We start from the raw sequence: 16,986 nt of genomic DNA, 5'->3' as shown, positions 1-16,986 counted from the left end.
CTCGCCGGCATGCCCCACGGCGCGTCAGACGGGAACAGTGAACGAGACCGGCTTGCCAGTGGCCTCGGCATAGGCTATCTCCCGGCTCGTGGACTCGCCGATATAACCGTCCGGGTTGACGACCAGCACCCGGTCGGCCAGGTCGATCTTGCGGAGGTGGAGGGCGCCGAGCGCGGACTTCTGCTCATCGGTGAGCGGCTCGCCATCCTCGGGGCTCGGGAAGACCCCCGGCGCGACCACGATGGCCCCGGCGAGGGTCAGCGCTCGGTTGGCCGCACTCATCTCGTCCGCGAACCGGGCAGAGCCACAGATGCAGACGATCTCAGGTCGGTCGGGCACGCGTCAGTCCTTCGCGATCGGGTGGGCACCGGCCGCCGGCCGGTGACCGAGCGGTCAGCGGAAGGCGTGCCGTAGAACGTACGCCGCCACCCCGTTGCCGATCCGCACCCCCTGGACGTCGGCCGAGCGGTAGTGCACCCCGCCCCAGATGCGGGCCTCGACCACGTCGGCCAGCGCGCCGGAGAAGCTGTCGAAGTGGCGTGTCGTCCCCGAGTCGGCGCTGTAGGCGCTGAACGGGATGTCATCGCGCCCGAAGTACGCCCGCATCGTCGCCATGATGGTCGACGTCGAGCACGTGTGGCCCGACGTGTAGTCCGGGAACGGCGGCGTCACCAGCAGCGGCATCCACGCCGGATCGGCGGTCGTGCGCGGGTTCCCGTCGGACGCCGCCTCCTGGATCGCGGTCACCGGGCGCCAGAAGTTCCAGTGCTTCTTCTCGTTGAAGCACGCGATCAGCGAGTCCGCGTTGGCGATCTCGGCGATGGCGAAGAAGCGCGCCGCCTGCAGCGTGCCCAGATGCTGCCGGGTGGCGACCTGCCGCTTGATCTCCCATTCGGTCAGCCGCCGGTCGTGCCACCAGATGGCCGCGGAGGTCTGGTCCGGCGTCCGGATCGTGCTGGCCGCCCCGCCGATCGCCTTGACCTCGTTGACATCGGCCGCGTAACGCGCGCTCGTCAGGGCGGGCGGTCCGGCCGTACGGAACATGGTGGTGCTCGGGATGACGAACGGTTTCAGGTCGCCGACCCACGCCCCGTCCGCGCCGAGCGTCGGTGGCGTCGGGCGCCACTGCCCGGGCGCGGCCGACACGTTCCAGGTGGCCGGCTCGAACGCGCCGTCACCCTGCCGGGCGGTGATCATCGCGGCCGCGGCCGTCTCGCCCACCGTGATGCCACGGGTCTTGGCCCGCCCGCCGGGGATCGCGGCCAGCGCGGTGTCGTACTGCTGCCGCAGCGCGTCGCTCTGAGCGGGGAACAGGTTCAACAGCACGCGGTACGCCGCCGCGGCCACCGCCGCGTCGGCTGAGTCCCCGCGATGGGCGGGCGGCGCGACCAGGTACGGCTCGTACGGCGTGCCGGCGATCGCGTTGACGGCGTCGTAGATGGCGCCGTGCACCATCGCGAAGCTGCGCGGCGCCACGTACGGCGCCTGCCGTGCGACCTCGTAGATGGCGGTCTGGGCGTTGGCGTTCCACGTCACGACGGCATTGACGCCAGTCGCAGTGGCTTGAGCGGGCGCCGGCGCGAGCGTCAGGGCGAGCACCCCGGCGGCGAGCGCGGCGAGGCGGACACGAAGAGCCATGGTCTTGTTCCCCCGTCCACGACAATCAATCGAGAACAGACTGACGATGATGAATGGGGAAGACAAGAAAAAAGACGAGAGGAAACATCTCCTCCCGCCACTACTAACATATAGCACATGGGGGGTCTTGCGGCAAGGGCCCTGTTGTGCCGCAGAATCATCCGCCGTAGGCCTGATTAGCCGAATATCGGGGGATCACGAAAATGCATACGAGCGCTTTCCGCCTTCCCGGCAATCTCGCCGCGAAGGACGACCCGGCGCTGATCGCCGACGACGAGAAGCACTTCGCGGCCGTCGAGCAGAGCCTCCGGGAGTCCATCGCCGAGCTCACCGAGCGGCTCGAGATCGAGCGCAGGGCCCCGGCCGGCATGGGCCGGCAGGCCGTCGACCGGGACGACGCGGTCAAGCGGCTGACCGCCCGGCTGCGGTCGCTGCGCCGCTACAGCCTCGACATCTGCCTGGGGCGGATGGTCGAGGCCGAGGGCGGCGAGACCGCGTACATCGGGCGCTTCGGTCTCACCGACAGTCAGGGGCGGCGGTTGCTGGTCGACTGGCGGTCGCCGGCCGCCGAGCCGTTCTTCGGGGCCACCCACGCCAACCCGATGGGCCTGGCCAGCCGGCGTCGTTACCGCTGGACGCGCGGGCAGGTCACCGACTACTGGGACGAGGTCTTCACGCCGGACGGGCTCGCGAACAACGCCGCCCTCGACGACCAGTCGGCCTTCGTGGCCAGCCTCGGCTCGAACCGGTCGGCCCGGATGCGCGACGTGCTCGGCACCATCCAGGCCGACCAGGACGCGATCATCCGGGCCGGGTCGAAGGGTGCGCTCGTGGTCGACGGCGGGCCGGGCACCGGCAAGACGGTCGTCGCCCTGCACCGCACGGCGTACCTGCTCTACTCCGACCCGCGGCTCGGCCACCGGCAGGGTGGCGTGCTGTTCGTCGGGCCGCACGAGCCTTATCTCGCGTACGTCTCCGACGTGCTGCCCAGCCTGGGGGAGGAGGACGTCCAGACTTGTACGCTGCGTGACCTCGTACCGCAAGGGGCGCAGGCCACCACCGAGCGTGACCCGGAGGTGGCCCGGCTGAAGGCCGAGGCCCGCATGGTGACGGCAGTCGAGGCGGCGGTGCGGTTCTACGAGGAGCCGCCGGCGAAAGGGCTGACGGTGGTCACGGACGACGCGGAGATCCGGCTGACCGCGGACGACTGGGCCGAGGCGTTCGGCGCGCCCGGGCCCGGCACGCCGCACAACGAGGGGCGCGATCAGGTCTGGGAGGAGTTGCTGGCGATCCTGGTCGCGAAATACGACGGCGAGGAACCGGAGGATCTGCTGCGGCGCTCACTCGTGCGTAATCGCGAATTGGCGACGGCCTTCAGCCGGGCGTGGCCGATTCTGGAAGCGGCCGACATCGTGAGCGATCTCTGGTCGGTGCCGGCCTATCTGCGCCGTTGCGCGCCTTGGCTCACGCCTGAGGACGTACGGAAATTGCAGCGCAAGGAAACGACGGCCTGGACCACCGCCGATCTGCCGTTGCTGGACGCGGCCCGGCAGCGCGTCGGGGACCCGGCGGAATCGCGGCGCCGGCGGCGGCAGGAGGCGGCGGTGGCGGATCAGCGGGCGCGGATGGACCGGGTGGTGGACGATCTGCTCGACTCGGCGGCCTACGACGACGGCGAAGGCCTGATGAAAATGCTCGTCCAACAGGATCTGCGGGACGTTCTGGTCGACGATTCGGTGCTGCCCCAGGCGGACCCGGATCGGCTGGCCGGGCCGTTCGCGCACATCGTGGTCGACGAGGCGCAGGAATTGACGGATGCCGAATGGCAGATGTTGCTACTGCGGTGCCCATCGCGCAGTTTCACCATTGTGGGGGATCGGGCGCAGGCGCGGCACGGCTTCACCGAGTCGTGGGAGGAGCGTCTGACCCGCGTGGGCCTCAAACAGGTCGAGCTGGCCTCCTTGACGATCAACTACCGGACGCCGGCGGAGATCATGGTCGAGGCGGCGCCGGTGATCCGGGCCGCGCTGCCGGACGCCAACGTGCCGACGTCGATCCGCACCAGCGGCATCCCGGTCACGCGCGGCTCCGTCACCGAGCTCGACAAGATCCTCGACGAGTGGCTCGCCGGCCACGCGGAGGGCATCGCCTGTGTGATCGGCGATCTGACGGTGCCCACCGAGGCGCGGGTTCGTTCTCTCACACCCGAGCTGTCCAAAGGGCTCGAGTTCGATCTGGTCGTGCTCGTCGACCCCGAGCGGTTCGGCGGCGGGATCGAGGGGGCGGTCGATCGCTACGTCGCGATGACCCGGGCGACCCAGCAGCTTGTCATTCTGACCAGCTGACCTACCCGTCCAGGAAGTCGACGAGGAACGGCAGGGTGCGCTGCAGCGGGCCCGGATCGCCGGCCGAGAGCAGCTCGCCGAGGTAGTCGCCGTGGTTGCCGGGCACGATGAGCAGCCGGGCGCCCGGGATCAGCGACGCCAGCCGCACGGTGTGCTCGGTCCGGACGACATCCCGGTCGGCCGCCACCACGAGCGTCGGCGCGGTGATCGAGGCGAGCTGCTCCTCGGGCCAGTCCTGGAAGCCGGTGAGCATCTGCTCGCGGTCCAGGTGGAACATCCGCTCGGCGTGCCCTGGGTCGCCGCTCACCGCGAGATCCGCGTCGCGGTAGGGCTGGGGCAGGTCGGCGAACGTCCCGGCCGCCATGCCCTCCCAGAACCCGTCGATCATGCCGTCGCGCCGGTAGGCCGCCGACGCGGCGATCAGCCGCCGCACCCGCCCCGGATGCCGGATCGCCAGCTGCAGGGCGACCTGGCCGCCGTTGCTGAACCCCAGCACGTCCACCGTCTCGTCGAGCAGCGCGGCCACATCGTCGGCCGACTTCTCGAACGACGCCGGCCCGTCACCTGTTTCTGTCCGCCCATGCCCCTGCAGCTCCACGGCCAGGATGCGGCGACGGCCGGCCAGCGCCGGGATCAGCCGCCCCCAGTTGGACTCGATCGTCGAGCCGCCGCCGTGGATCAGAAGCAGGGGCCGGTCGCCCTGGCCGTGCCATTCGGAGTAGAGACGCATGCGCGGCAGCATAGGCGTGTAGGTTGCCGCACATGACCCATCCGGTCCGCACCGTGCGTGTCGGCGACCACGAAGCCGAGATCGGCGAGCTGCTCGCGCCGCTGATCGCCACCCTCCGGGTCCAGGGCCCCGAGATCACGCGCCGCCTCGAGACCCGCAGGGCCGGCGAACCCGCCCCGATCGACTGGAGCTCGGTCGGCCGTTAGCGCAGCCCCGCGCGGCGCAGGATGTCGACGATGACGGAGGCTTTCCCGCTGACGTACCGGGCCATCGACATGGGATGCTCGGCCGCCACCTGCAGCTTGCGGGCCGCGTAGCGCTCGCGGTCCGCCGGGTGGCCGCGCAGCCAGTCCCGGAAGACCAGGTGCCGCAGGTGCTCGTCGCAGTCGGGCCCGAAGACGTGCAGGGTGGTGTCGTGACTCGCGGTCCACAGGCACCGGTGCTCGTACCAGTGCGGATCACGGGCCGCCAGGACGAAACCAACGGCATTCAGGGCCGGGACGTACGCGTCCTCGTCCGCCGGATCCGCCACGATCAGGTCGATGTCCACTCGATCCTTGGCCGCCAGCCCCGGCACGGCCGTCGACCCGACATGCTCGATCGCGAGCGCCCGCTCGCCGAGCGCACCCCGGATCCGGGCCTCGTCCCGCCGGAAGCGCACCGGCCAGGCGTCATCGTACGGCCTGATCTCGATGGGTTTGGTCACCTCGGGTGGCCGGTCTCCGACCACCCGACGCGCCATCTGATCCGGTGTCAGCGGTCCGGCCGACGCCGGCAGGGGAGGAAGACGCATTCAGCCCTCGCGCGTTTCGTTGACCCATGTCACCAGGTCGGCCGTCGTCTGCTCGACGGTCCGCCCGGTCGTGTCGATGACCCGCACCGGCCAGTGACGGTCCCAGTCCCGCCGGCGCTCCCAACGCATCCCTTCCCAGCCGCCCTCGGTGATCGCCTCGGGCGCATGCCGGGGATCGGCCGCATGACCGCGATGCCACCGGCCCCACCCTAGGAACGCCCGCCGGGCGCGCTCGTCCCACCTGCCGCCGTCCCGCTCCGCGAGCCGCCGCCACCGCACCTCGTCGTCCACGTCGAGCAAGCACGCCGCGATCCCGTTCAGCTCGACCGCCGACGGACACGCCAGCACCTCCCCGAGCGGCGACTGCCCGGTCAGCAGCACATCGAGCCCCGCCTCCTGGTAGCGCAGCACCCGCCGAATCCACTCCTCAGTGGACCGCTGCCGCCACGCGGTGTCCGCCCCCGCCGGCACGCCGACCTCATCGAAGTCATGCGCCACGAGCCTTTCGAGCCCCGCACACCCCCGAGCCGCCGTGGTCTTCCCCGAACAACTCGACCCGGCCACCGTCAGCAGCATCACGCCCCACCCGCCGTTTCCACGGTCGCCCCCGCCGCGCGCAGACGCAGCCCCAGCAGCTCCATCTCAGCCGGCGTGCCGACGAGGCCCTCGTTACCGAGCGCCCGGCAGGCCGCCACCGCCTCCTCTATCGTGGCCCCATCCTGGCGGAAGACCGCGAGCAGCCGCTTCCTCGGCCCTTCGGCGTGCAGGCGGACGAGCCCGACCTCACCGATCAGCTCGTCCCGCAAAGCCTCGGGCATCGAATCCCAGCCGCACTCCTGCTCGGCGTCCCCACACGAGCCACACCGGGTCCACACCGACCAGCTGAGCCGGTCACCCACCACACCTTGGCCCACTTCAGACGTGACCGCGCCCCCGCAGTGGTCGCAGCGCTCAGGCACAAGCCCATGATGCCGTATGCCCCACCCTGAGCCGACCCTCCTGCCTGTTCACGAGGCCGGCGGTTGGGTTCGGGCGTTCGACGGAGGCTGGATCGCCGCCCTCGCGTCCTCGAGTTGCCGGGTGATGGCGTGGGCGCCCTGGGCCCGCGCGAGAGTCACGCCCTCGTCGAGGATCGCCAGCGCGTCGCCGTTGCGGCCCTGGGCGGCGGCGATGTAGGCCAATCCGACCATGTTGGCCGCCACACCGGGCAGGAACCCGAGCTCGCGCCGCAGGCTGGTCGACTCCTCCAGCCGCTCACGGGCCTCGTCCAGTCGCCCGGCCGCGTGAGCCGCGATGCCCAGATGGCGGAGCGCTTCGGCCCGGGTCCGTCCGTCACCCGTCTCGGTGGCCAGCCGGAGCGACCGCTCGAGCAACGGAACAGCGGCGTCGTTGTCGCGGCGGATGAACTGATGCACACACCCGATCCAGAACAACGCCTCACCCTGGCCCCGCTCATCGCCGAGCCCGCGGTAGAGACCTTCCGCACGCTCGAACAACGGCAGTTCGGCCGGATCCTCCGCGCCCCCACCGTGCATGAACCGCGCATGCAGGATCTGCCCCCGGGCCAGAGCCACATCGGCCTCGACCGGGTCCAGCCCCCGCTCGGCCTCCGCCAGCGCCGCGAGGTCGCCGGTGTACACGGCCTGCTCATAGGCCGCCCTGACCCGCTGGACACGGTCCGCCGGGGAGGAAGAGTTGATCCCGGCGACTTGATCGATTGGCTTCGACATGACAGCCACCTTAAGCGCGGCGGCTATCCCTGATAGCAGGACGGCTTGCCGCACGGCGGGGGATTAGGCTCCGGCCATGACGGGGCAGGCGATGGTCGACGATTCCTTTCCGGTGCCGGACTTCCACGTGGGCGGGGTGTTCCGGCTCGAGGTGCTCGGGCCGCGGCACAACGAGGCTGATCATGCGGCCTGGATGTCGAGCATCGAGCACATTCGGGCGACGCCCGGGTTCGGGCGGGGCTGGCCGCCGGTGGCGGGGATGACGTCGGCGGAGAATCTGGCCGATCTGGAGCGTCATGCCGAGCGGTCGGCGCGGCGGGTGGATTTCGCCTACTCGGTGATCGAGGTGGCGAGCGGTGATGTCGTCGGGTGTGTGTACTTCGTACCGGCGGCGGACGGTGAGGTGAAGGCGTTGTCGTGGGTGTCCGCGGCGCGGGCCGAGCTGGATGGGCCGCTGACCGAGGTGGTGGGGGAGTGGCTGCGGGCGGTGTGGCCGTTCGAGGTGGTGCACTACCGCTCGGGCGCTTCCCCCGTGATGATTCGGAAGAGCCCCGGTTAGATCTCGGCGCCGGAGGCGGCGACCCCGCGCTCAGCCCTTGCGGCGCCGCAACCCGGCGATGCCGCCGGCGAGCTTGCCGGTCACTGCCTTGAGCCCGTTGGCGGCCTCGTTGCCCGCCCGCCGGGCCGCCTCGGCTGCGGCGTCTACGCCCTCAGCTCCCGCACGCCCGATGGCGCCGGCGCCGTCGGCTCCGGCGTGTAGCGCGGCGTTGACGCCTTGGGCGGTCGCGCGGCCGGCGGCGTTCAGGCCTTCGGCGCTGGACCTCAGGGCTTTGTCGCGGACGTCGCTGGCGGCGTCGAGCCAGCGGCTGGCCTTGAGGGACTGGTGGTCGCTTTCGAGGCCGAGGCGGGTTCGGAAGTCGGTGACGGCGGCGCCGACGTGGTTGTTCGCTTGGACCACGGTGCCGGGCACGGTCGGGTGCAGCAGGACCTTGGTGTTGGCGGCGCCGGCGGCCTCGTTCATGCGGGTGAGCAGGTGCTCGGTGGTCCGGGAGATGAGCTCCAGGCGTTTCCGGCGGGCCGCTTGCATGCCCACGCGGTGCCGGTCGAGCTCCTCGGGGGAGTCGTCGAGCACGCGGTCGAGCTCCAGCACGGCCAGCGCGTCCTGCAGCTGGAAGCACCGGGCCAGGACGGCGAGCCACTCCTGGACCTGGGTCTCGGCGTCGCGGGCGGTCTTGGCCAGGTCGCCGGCGTTCGACTGGTTCTCGAGTTTCGCGGCGACGGCGTCGAGCCGGCTCACCGCGTACGCCTGGGTCTGGCCGATGGTGGCCGCCGTGGCCTGGACCTTCGACCAGGTGATGTCGGAGACCCGGCCGACGTGCTCGCGGACGGTCAGGGCCTCGTCGATGACGAAGTCGACGCCGATCATGCCGGCCAGGACGGCGTCCTTCTGGGCCCGCAGCACGTCGTCGATCTTCGCGTCGATCTTGGCGAGGTAGTCGGTGATCTCGTTCATGGCCTGCTGCATGGCCAGCTGGGCCATGATCCCGGCGGCGCCGGCGAGCAGGGCCGGGTTGCTCAGCTTCGCGCCCGGACCCGTGGCGATCTGCAGCCAGGACTTGCTCGCGCCGGCCTTGCCGATCATCGCGTGGCTCACGCCCGGCGTCTTGGTCGGCGTCAACCCGAACTTCCTGACCTTCGCGGCCGACTCGGCGGTCAGCTTCACCCAGCGCCCCGACTGCACCGCGATCTCGGAACCGGCCCGCGCCACCGCCGCCGCGGTGCTCAGGACCGACCCGAGCCGGGGCAGGTCCAGGTCCTTCGACGGCAGCTCCTCCGCGGCGAGGAAACGCTCGACCGCTGCGGGGCTCCCGATGACCGCGAGCCCGTCACCGTCGCTGATCAGCTGGACTTCGGCGCCGGCCGGCGTCTCTGAGACGGAGGCGTCGGTCGGTGGGTCCTGGGACGCGGCGTCGATTGTCGGCTCCTGGGGGGTGAGGCAGGGGAACACTTGTGAGGCAGATGGGGGCGGTGTCAGCATCGCCGCTCGCCGGCGGGCCGTCGACGTCCACCCGGACAGAAGGTCCTGTCCGTGTGGATCTTGTCGGCTGTCAGTTCGGACAGGCCGGCAGGCGGACCGAGAAGACCGTGACGGCCTCCTCGGGGTCGCTGACCGTGATGAGGCCGCCGTGTTGTTCGACCACGGCGCGGGCCAGGGTCAGGCCCAGGCCGAAGCCGGGGCGGCCACTGTGGCGGGCCGCGCCGCCGCGGTAGAACAGGTCGAACAGGCGGGCGCGGTCGTCGGCCGAGATCGACTCGCCCGTGTTGGAGACGCTCAGGACGACGGCGTGCGGGTCGGCGGTGAGGCTGACCCCGATCGTCGAGTGTTCCGGGGCCCAGATCACCGCGTTGTTCAGCAGCTCCTCGACGACCTGGCGGAGGCGCTCGGGGTCGCCGTGGACCGGGGTCGCGCCGGGCGCGTTGACGTCGATGGTCACGTCCCGGTGGGCCCGGTGGCGGGCCGCCTCCACCGCCTCGAGGACGACCGGTGACAGGTCCATCGCGCGCCGGTGCACCTCGAGGTGGCCGGTGCGCAGGCCGGCCACGTCGAGCAGCTTGCCGACGATGATCGACAGGACGCCGGCGTTGCGGTGGATCACCTCGAGCATGTCGCGCTGCTCGCCGTCCAGGCCGGGCTCGCCGATCAGCAGGTCGGTGTAGGCCTGGATGCTGGTCAGCGGCGTGCGCACCTCGTGGCCGACCAGCGCGACGTACTCGGTGCGGACCTGGTCGAGCTCGGCGGCCAGGCTGCCGGCCCGGCGCCGTTCCAGGGAAGCGCCGATCTGCGCGCCGATGCCGGCCAGCACCGCGGTCCGGGTGTCATCCGGCACCTCGGCCGTGTCGCTGTAGCAGACCAGCACGCCCAGCACGTCGGCGCCGCTGGGCACGGGGACGGCCAGCGCGGCCCGCAGCGGCCCCCGTTCCTCGCCGAGACCCGTCGCCCACACCGGCCGGCTGCTCTGCCACGCCTCGCCGGCCAGCCCCTCACCCAGCGGCAGCGGGTCGTCGGGCAGAGAGGCCGGGCGGGCGTCGCCCCGGGCCCAGCAGGCGGTGCGCCGCAGGACCCGGCCGACCTCGTCGACCATCCAGAACTCGCTCGCCGCCCAGCCGATGGCCGAGCCGATCAGCTCGACCACACGGATGAGCACGTCATCGGTGGGCTCCGAGCCGGCGATCACCTTGGACACCTCGAGCTCGCACTCGTTGAGGCGGGCGGCCCGCCGGTGCGCGGTCACGTCGTGCAGGGCCACCACGGCCACGATGCCGGTGCCGGGCTCGACCGGGCGTGCGTGCATCCGGAAGGTCCGGGCCGGCCCGCCCGGCGGCCGCAGGACGACCTCGGCGTCCCGCACGTGCTCGCCGTGCAGCGCGCCCAGCAGCGGGTTGGCGGCGTCGCTGAGCGGGCGCCCGGCCGGGTCGTACAGGTGCAGCCGGTGCGGCCACTCGCCGGCGTGGGCGCCGTCGAGCCGGTCGCCGGTGATGGCGCGGGCGGCCTCGTTGCTCAGCACCGGGCGGCCCAGGCTGTCGCAGCCGATCACCGCGGTGTCCAGCCCGTCGGCCAGCGCCTGCAGCGTCTCGTGCTGCCGGCGCAGCTGCCGCCGGGCCAGGACATCGGCCTCCGCCTGCCCGATGCGCCGGCGCAGCTCCTCGGTGAGCCGGTCCAGCTCGCCGCCGGAGGGCTCGGTCCGCATGTACGCGGTGACGTCCTCGACCCGGTGCACGATCAGCTCCAGCTCGCCGGCCGCGTCGAGCACCGGGACGTTGACCGGCGCCCAGTACCGGGTCGCGAAGCCGCCGCCGGGCTGCGCGACGTCGTACTTCTGCACCGGCATCACATCGGCGGCACGCCCATTGCGGACTCTCAGCAGCGAGGCTTCCAGCGCCGCCACCCCGTTGGCCTCCGGATCGTCCGGGTTGTCGGGGAAGGCGGCGAAGATGTGCTGCCCGACGACGCCGTCCCGTTCGGTCATGGTGGCCGCGAGGTAGGCGTCACTGGCCTCGACGATCACCAGGTCGGCGTCGATGACCAGCAGCGCGGCCGGCACACCCCGGAACAGCAGCTGGTAGTCGATCACAACTCCCCATGATAGGCACTAAAGGTGGTATATGTCCGGTACATCACACGCGGGCGATGCCGGCGATCTGGGGATTGAAGGGAACGAACGCGGTGTGCAGGCGGTAGGGGGTGATGTCGACCCGGCTGAACCCGGCGGTACGGATCAGGGTGGCCAGGTCGCGTTCGCAGGAGCAGCCCTCGAAGGTCCAGGACCACGGCCGGCGCACGGCCCTCTGCAGGAAGCGGGTGACGGTGCCGTCGGCGGCGGCCACGTGCTCCACGAAGCGGAAGCTGCCGCCGGGGCGCAGGATCCGGCGGACCTCGTCGAGCACCGCGACCGGGTCGGTCACGGTGCAGAGCACCAGGGACGAGATGACCGCATCGGCGGACCCGTCCGGCAGACCGGTGTCCTCGGCGGGGCGGGCGCGCAGATCCAGCTCGATGTCGCGGCGGCCGGCGGCGGCGCGGAGGCGGCGGTGCATCGGCGGGTTGGGTTCGACGGCGACGAGGGTCGATCCGGGACGCAGGTAGCGGAGGTTGGCGCCCACGCCGGAGCCGAGCTCGACGACCGTGCCGGGAAGGTCGGCGAAGACGCGGCGCTTGTGCCGGCGCAGGTTCCGGTCGAGGTAGGGGCCCATCAGCCCGAAGAACGCGGCGTTGAAGGCGCCCCGCGGGCCGTGCGTCTCGAAGCCGATCGGCGGGGCCAGGGGCAGGTCGTTGTCGGTCACGAGGGCCACTCTGCGCTCCGGTCGCCGCCTGGTCAGGCGGGGAAATACCTCACCTTCGGGCGCTGTACCAGGCGGCGATCTGGGCCCGGGACCGGAAACCCAGGCGCAGCCGGATCCGTTCGACGTGGCCCTCGGCCGAGCGCTCGTCGATGCCCAGGCGGGCCGCGATCTCCCGGTTCGTGCAGCCCTGGCTGACCAGCTCGGCCACCTCCCGCTGGCGGGCGGTCAGGCCGCCGGGGCGGCGCCGGGCGACGGGCAGGCCGAGGAAGCGGCGGATCACCCGGACGAGCTCGTCGCGGTCGCCGGCGTACGGAAGATGCGAGCGGCCCGGCAGCCGGACGAGCTCCGCGTGCTCGATGCCGGCGGCCAGTTCCTCGGCCTGGGCCAGGGGCGCCGCGCGGTCGCCGGTGCGGTGCACCACCAGCGTCGGCGCGCGCACCTGGGCCAGGCGGTCGGTGACGTCGAGCTCGTAGCTGAGTGCCAGCAGCGCCCGAGCCGTCGCGGCGCTGGAACAGGCGCGCTGGTAGCGGGCGAGCTCGGCCCGGGTCGTCCGGTCGGTGTCGGGCGCGAAGATGTCGGCCAGCACGTCCGACCCGAGACCCCAGTGCGCCTCGACCAGGCCGAGGACGTGCTCACGGACCGAGGGCGGGGAGAGCTCGTCACCGCGTACCCACCCGCCGTAGAGCACCAAGCGCCGGACCGTGCCCGGCCGGGCCGCGGCCCAGGCCGCGGCGACCGGGGCGCCCATCGAGGCCCCCATGAGGTCGAACGGTTCGCCCAGGATGGCGGCGACGGCGGCCAGCTGCTCGAGCTCGAACTCCAGCGAGGCCGGCCGGTCGGTGGGCGCCGACAGCCCACAGCCGGCCCGGTCGTAGCGGACGAGCCGGCGGCCCGGGGCCAGCGCCTCGTAGAGGTCGCGTTCGGGCGGCAGCTCCCAGCCCAGCCGCAGATGCGTGAGCCAGCCCATCACATACACCAGCGGCGGACCGGCGCCGGCGGTCGCGTAGGACAGGGCGGTGCCGTCGGCCAGCCGTACCGTCCCGAGCCGCTGCCGCATGCCTGCATCATCACTTGCCGAGGGCGACTCCCGCAGTCCGGCCGTAGGCGGCGAAGAACTTGTCGCGGAACTGGTCCATCCGCCAGACCGGGGTGGTCGCGGTGGGGCGCAGGCCGTCCTGCCAGCCCCAGGCGTTGATCCGGTCCAGGACGTTCCGGTCCTTGGCGATGATGGTGATGGGGATGTCGTGGCTGGCGTTCTGACCGGTGATGATGGACATCGGCTGGTGGTCGCCGAACATCACCAGGACCAGGTTGTCGTCGCCGTACGTGGTGGCCCAGGAGATCAGGCTCTCCACGGAGTAGGCGACCGTCTTCGCGTACTGGGCCTGGGTCTTGACCGGATCGCCCCAGAGGGCCGAGCGCTCCTCGTGGCCGGTGTCCATCGTCTTGTAGACCGAGCCGTCGCCGACCTTGTCCCAGTCGAGCATGGACGGCACGTGGGTCCACGGCTCGTGGCTGGAGGTGAGCGTGATCTCGGCCATCACCGGGCCCTGGGCCCGGCCGTACACCTCGCGCTGGAACGTGGCCAGCGTGTACTGGTCCGGCATGCGCGACCAGCCGAAGTCCGGGCCCTTGTAGCCCATCGTGCGCGAGTCGAGCACCTTGTCGTAGCCGTAGAAGCCGGCCTCCGGCCAGTCCTTGGTGTTGCCGGGCTCGATGCCGGCGGTCTGCCAGCCGGCCTCGTGGAAGGCGCGGGTCAGGGTGAGCCGGTCGCCGCCGACCATCTCGTCGTACCGGCGCTGGCTGGTCACCCACAGGCCGGACTGCAGCGAGCCGTGGGCCAGCCAGCTTCCCCCGCCGTACGTGGACGAGGTCAGCCACCCGGTCCGCGCGTGGAAGCCGGCGGCCGAAAGCTGATCGCCGGCCTTCGTCAGCGCCGGCGACAGGATCGCGTTCATCGCCGGATCGGTGAGCACGCTGTGGCCGTAACTCTCGACCACCCCGAAGATCACGTCCTTGCCCTTGAGGCCGGACACCAGGTCAGGGGCCGGGACCGAGGCGTACGGGTCGTGCTGCACCGCCGAGGCGAACTGGCGCTCGTCGCGGATCGTCGCCGGCACCTGCCGGGCCAGCGTCTTGACCATCGCGGCGGCCGAGTCCGAGGCGACCGGATTGTTCGGGTAGAGCGTGAGCCCGCTCAGCGCGAACGCCAGCCAGGCGGCGGTCAGGCCGATCAACGTGCGGCGTACGGGGAGCTGGTGACGGCCGGTGACGGACGCCAGCCGTACGGCCGAAAGGGTCATCCCGACCAGAAGCGCGACCAGCAGCAGAGCGGCCCCCACGACGGCCAGATTGGCCATGGTGCGCCCGTCGGTCTCGGTCAGCGCGTTGTAACCGTCCTTGAGCAGCGGCGGGTCGAGGACGGGGTCGAACTTACGGCCCAGGACGGTACGGAAACCCGCGTTGGCGATCTTCAGAACGACGATCACGCCGATGCCGAGCCCGAAGAGGGCGGCCACCGCGCGCCGCCATCGCGGGGGGAGCGCGAGCACCACCGCGCCGGCGAAGATCAACTCCATCGGCAGGCGGAGGAACGCTCCGGGGACGAACGCGCCGTCGGCCGGGCGCGCGATCGTGTCGGGCACGACGAGCGCGGCGACGATCAGCACGGCCGCGAGGGTGGTCGCGGCCAGGCCGAGGATGCGACGGGTGAGCGCCAAGACCGATCCTTCCGTAGTTGCCGGTGATCAGTACGGGATTCAGGCGCGCACGGTTCAGGACGAGATGTTGATAACCGGGAAAGAGTGCGCCTAGGGTCGGCTTCTCGGCTTTCCCGCTCGACTTACCCCCTCGACTTTCCCCCTCGGCTTTCCCGCTCGGTTTCTCCCGGAGGCGACGACCATGGCATTGCTGGACGAGAACCGCTGGCACGACCTGCTGCACATCGACGGCCGGTGGCGCGCCGGGAGCGGCGAGGCCATCGACGTGATCGAGCCGGCCACCGGTGACACCCTGGGCGCCGTCAACCTGGCCACCCCGGACGACGTCACCGCCGCCGCCCGCGCGGCCGCCGCGGCCCAGGTGGCGTGGGCCGCCACCCCGCACACCGAACGCGCCGCCGTGCTGCGCCGGGCCGCCGCCCTCTGGGCCGAGCACGCCGAGGAGATCACCTGGTGGAACGTGCGCGAGGTCGGCGCCGTCCCCGGGATGGCCGGCTTCGCCGTGCACACCGCCGAGCAGGAGTGCTGGGAGGCGGCGTCGCTGCCCGGCCGGCCGTACGGCGAGCTGATCCCGACCGGGGAGCCCCGCCTGTCGATGACCCGCCGGTACCCGGTCGGCGTGGTCAGTGTGATCTCGCCGTTCAACGTCCCGATCATCCTGGGCATCCGCTCGGTCGCTCCCGCTCTGGCGCTCGGCAACGCCGTACTGCTGAAGCCGGACCCGCGCACGGCCGTGACCGGCGGCCTGGTCCTGGCCCGCATCTTCCAGGAGGCCGGCCTGCCCGACGGCCTGCTGCAGGTCCTGCCCGGCGGCCGCGACGTCGGCGAGGCCGTGGTGACCGCGCCCGAGGTCGCCGTCATCTCGTTCACCGGCTCGACGTCGGCCGGCCGGCAGGTCGGCGCCCTGGCCGGGCAGCACCTCAAGCGGGCCCACCTGGAGCTGGGCGGCAACTCGGCCCTGGTCGTGCTCGAGGACGCCGACGTCGACGCGGCGGTCAACCTGGCCGCCTGGGGCAGCTGGTTCCACCAGGGCCAGATCTGCATGACGACCGGCCGCCACCTGGTCCACGAGCGGCTGTACGACGATTTCGTCGAACGCCTGGCCGACAAGGCGGCCAAACTCCCCGTCGGCGACCCGGCCCGCGAGCAGGTCGCGCTGGGCCCGATCATCGACGCCGGCCAGCGCGACAAAATCCACTCCCTGGTCACGGCCAGCACATCGGCGGGCGCCTCGGTCGCGGCCGGCGGCTCGTTCGACCGCCTGTTCTACCGCCCCACGGTCATCGCCGGCGCCACCCCGGCCACCCCCGCCTTCGCCGAGGAGATCTTCGGCCCGGTCGCCCCCGTCGCCCGCTTCAGCAGCCTCGACGAGGCCGTCACCCTGGCCACCACCTCCGAGTACGGCCTGTCCCTGGGCATCGTCACCCGCGACGCCATGCGCGGCGTCGCCCTGGCCGACCGCATCCCGACCGGCATAGCCCACATCAACGACCAGACCGTCAACGACGAGGCCAACGCCCCCTTCGGCGGCACCGGCGCCTCCGGCACCGGCTCCCGCTTCGGCGGCGCGGCCGCCAACATCGAGGCCTTCACCGACACGCGCTGGATAACGGTCCGCAGCCAGCCGGCGGCGTTCCCCTTCTGACGCATCGCTTGTCACCCCTCCGTTTGGACAATGTCTTCCGGCTCGCTCCATTGGCATGGTGAAGAGGCGATCGCAGCCCATTCCGACTGACGAAAGCCGAATACTTGTCATGCGTGCGGTGAAGAATTTGCTCGTTCCGGTATTCATCAGCCTGGCGGCCTTGGTCATTTCCGTGGGAGGCGCCGCGACGCCGGCGTCGGCGGCCGGCGTCACCTACAACTACATCGTGATGCCGACGTGGCAAGGCAACTGTCCTGGCGGCGGCAGTGTCACCTATGTCGCGGCGTCGAGTTTCTCGGCGAGCACCTCGGCCACCGCCGCGGACGGCGGCGACGATATCGTCTACCTGCGCGTAGGTCTCAATGAGAACGTAACGGTCGCCGGAAATGTGCGATGCACCCATTTCGGAATTACCTACAACGGTCCGGCGGTGAGCGTGACCATTCGGCCCACTCGTCTCCAGCAATCGTGGTACATCGGCCCGAACGGCGTGAGCCACAACTGAGCCAAGCGTGACTCGGGTGCCGGCCGTCATCACGGCCG

The 16,986-nt window shown here is 71.6% G+C and carries 17 protein-coding genes; 5 read left to right on the top strand and 12 right to left on the bottom strand.

Features of this window, described 5'->3' with window-relative positions; all coding sequences use genetic code 11:
• Nucleotides 1-24: 24 nt before the first annotated feature.
• Nucleotides 25-339: a hypothetical protein gene (locus tag AB0J66_RS27820; protein ID WP_364666452.1), complete on the bottom strand. Its 315-nt coding sequence runs from the start codon at nucleotides 337-339 to the stop codon at nucleotides 25-27.
• Nucleotides 340-393: 54 nt separating this feature from the next.
• Entirely contained in the window at nucleotides 394-1,638 is a 1,245-nt protein-coding gene (locus AB0J66_RS27815) for a vanadium-dependent haloperoxidase (protein WP_364666450.1), read from the bottom strand.
• Between the two features lie 203 nt (nucleotides 1,639-1,841).
• Between AB0J66_RS27815 and helR the strand changes: the two genes are divergently transcribed.
• Nucleotides 1,842-3,983 (top strand): RNA polymerase recycling motor ATPase HelR, encoded by a 2,142-nt coding sequence (helR, locus tag AB0J66_RS27810; RefSeq protein WP_364666447.1) that lies wholly within the window; start codon nucleotides 1,842-1,844, stop codon nucleotides 3,981-3,983.
• Nucleotide 3,984: 1 nt separating this feature from the next.
• Here helR and AB0J66_RS27805 read toward each other — a convergent pair whose 3' ends face one another.
• Complete coding sequence (locus AB0J66_RS27805; protein ID WP_364666444.1) at nucleotides 3,985-4,713, bottom strand: alpha/beta hydrolase; 729 nt, start codon at nucleotides 4,711-4,713, stop codon at nucleotides 3,985-3,987.
• Between the two features lie 32 nt (nucleotides 4,714-4,745).
• Between AB0J66_RS27805 and AB0J66_RS27800 the strand changes: the two genes are divergently transcribed.
• Entirely contained in the window at nucleotides 4,746-4,919 is a 174-nt protein-coding gene (locus tag AB0J66_RS27800; protein ID WP_364666441.1) for a hypothetical protein, read from the top strand.
• Here AB0J66_RS27800 and AB0J66_RS27795 read toward each other — a convergent pair.
• The 4 genes from AB0J66_RS27795 to AB0J66_RS27780 all read right to left on the bottom strand — a co-directional run bounded on the left by AB0J66_RS27795 (nucleotide 4,916) and on the right by AB0J66_RS27780 (nucleotide 7,236).
• Nucleotides 4,916-5,455 (bottom strand): GrpB family protein, encoded by a 540-nt coding sequence (locus AB0J66_RS27795; protein ID WP_364666438.1) that lies wholly within the window; start codon nucleotides 5,453-5,455, stop codon nucleotides 4,916-4,918. The two genes, AB0J66_RS27800 and AB0J66_RS27795, sit on opposite strands and share 4 nt — an antisense overlap.
• A gap of 51 nt (nucleotides 5,456-5,506) precedes the next feature.
• Nucleotides 5,507-6,004 (bottom strand): hypothetical protein, encoded by a 498-nt coding sequence (locus tag AB0J66_RS27790; protein WP_364666435.1) that lies wholly within the window; start codon nucleotides 6,002-6,004, stop codon nucleotides 5,507-5,509.
• Nucleotides 6,005-6,081: 77 nt separating this feature from the next.
• On the bottom strand, nucleotides 6,082-6,465 hold the full coding sequence (locus AB0J66_RS27785) for a hypothetical protein (RefSeq protein ID WP_364666433.1): 384 nt from the start codon (nucleotides 6,463-6,465) through the stop codon (nucleotides 6,082-6,084).
• Nucleotides 6,466-6,513: 48 nt separating this feature from the next.
• Nucleotides 6,514-7,236 (bottom strand): tetratricopeptide repeat protein, encoded by a 723-nt coding sequence (locus AB0J66_RS27780; protein WP_364666431.1) that lies wholly within the window; start codon nucleotides 7,234-7,236, stop codon nucleotides 6,514-6,516.
• A gap of 76 nt (nucleotides 7,237-7,312) precedes the next feature.
• Between AB0J66_RS27780 and AB0J66_RS27775 the strand changes: the two genes are divergently transcribed.
• Nucleotides 7,313-7,795: an N-acetyltransferase gene (locus tag AB0J66_RS27775; protein ID WP_364666428.1), complete on the top strand. Its 483-nt coding sequence runs from the start codon at nucleotides 7,313-7,315 to the stop codon at nucleotides 7,793-7,795.
• A 30-nt stretch (nucleotides 7,796-7,825) separates the two neighbouring features.
• On the opposite strand, the gene AB0J66_RS27770 is transcribed toward AB0J66_RS27775, so the two are convergent.
• The 5 genes from AB0J66_RS27770 to AB0J66_RS27750 all read right to left on the bottom strand — a co-directional run bounded on the left by AB0J66_RS27770 (nucleotide 7,826) and on the right by AB0J66_RS27750 (nucleotide 14,798).
• A complete protein-coding gene (locus AB0J66_RS27770; protein ID WP_364666426.1) occupies nucleotides 7,826-9,244 on the bottom strand; it encodes a hypothetical protein in 1,419 nt (472 codons plus the stop codon).
• Nucleotides 9,245-9,344: 100 nt separating this feature from the next.
• Nucleotides 9,345-11,369: an ATP-binding protein gene (locus AB0J66_RS27765; protein WP_364666423.1), complete on the bottom strand. Its 2,025-nt coding sequence runs from the start codon at nucleotides 11,367-11,369 to the stop codon at nucleotides 9,345-9,347.
• Nucleotides 11,370-11,412: 43 nt separating this feature from the next.
• Entirely contained in the window at nucleotides 11,413-12,078 is a 666-nt protein-coding gene (locus AB0J66_RS27760; protein ID WP_364666421.1) for a methyltransferase domain-containing protein, read from the bottom strand.
• A 49-nt stretch (nucleotides 12,079-12,127) separates the two neighbouring features.
• Nucleotides 12,128-13,135, bottom strand: coding sequence for an alpha/beta fold hydrolase (locus tag AB0J66_RS27755; protein ID WP_364666418.1), 1,008 nt, complete (start codon nucleotides 13,133-13,135; stop codon nucleotides 12,128-12,130).
• A gap of 10 nt (nucleotides 13,136-13,145) precedes the next feature.
• Nucleotides 13,146-14,798 (bottom strand): sulfatase-like hydrolase/transferase, encoded by a 1,653-nt coding sequence (locus AB0J66_RS27750; RefSeq protein ID WP_364666416.1) that lies wholly within the window; start codon nucleotides 14,796-14,798, stop codon nucleotides 13,146-13,148.
• A 181-nt stretch (nucleotides 14,799-14,979) separates the two neighbouring features.
• Between AB0J66_RS27750 and AB0J66_RS27745 the strand changes: the two genes are divergently transcribed.
• Nucleotides 14,980-16,443, top strand: coding sequence for an aldehyde dehydrogenase family protein (locus AB0J66_RS27745; RefSeq protein ID WP_364666413.1), 1,464 nt, complete (start codon nucleotides 14,980-14,982; stop codon nucleotides 16,441-16,443).
• Nucleotides 16,444-16,561: 118 nt separating this feature from the next.
• Nucleotides 16,562-16,948 (top strand): hypothetical protein, encoded by a 387-nt coding sequence (locus AB0J66_RS27740; protein WP_364666411.1) that lies wholly within the window; start codon nucleotides 16,562-16,564, stop codon nucleotides 16,946-16,948.
• The last annotated feature ends 38 nt before the right edge of the window (nucleotides 16,949-16,986 follow it).

The organism is Actinoplanes sp. NPDC049598 (assembly GCF_040675435.1).
Lineage (GTDB): Bacteria > Actinomycetota > Actinomycetes > Mycobacteriales > Micromonosporaceae > Actinoplanes.
Note: the sequence above shows the minus strand (reverse complement) of the source record. Positions and strands in the feature narration are given on the sequence as shown.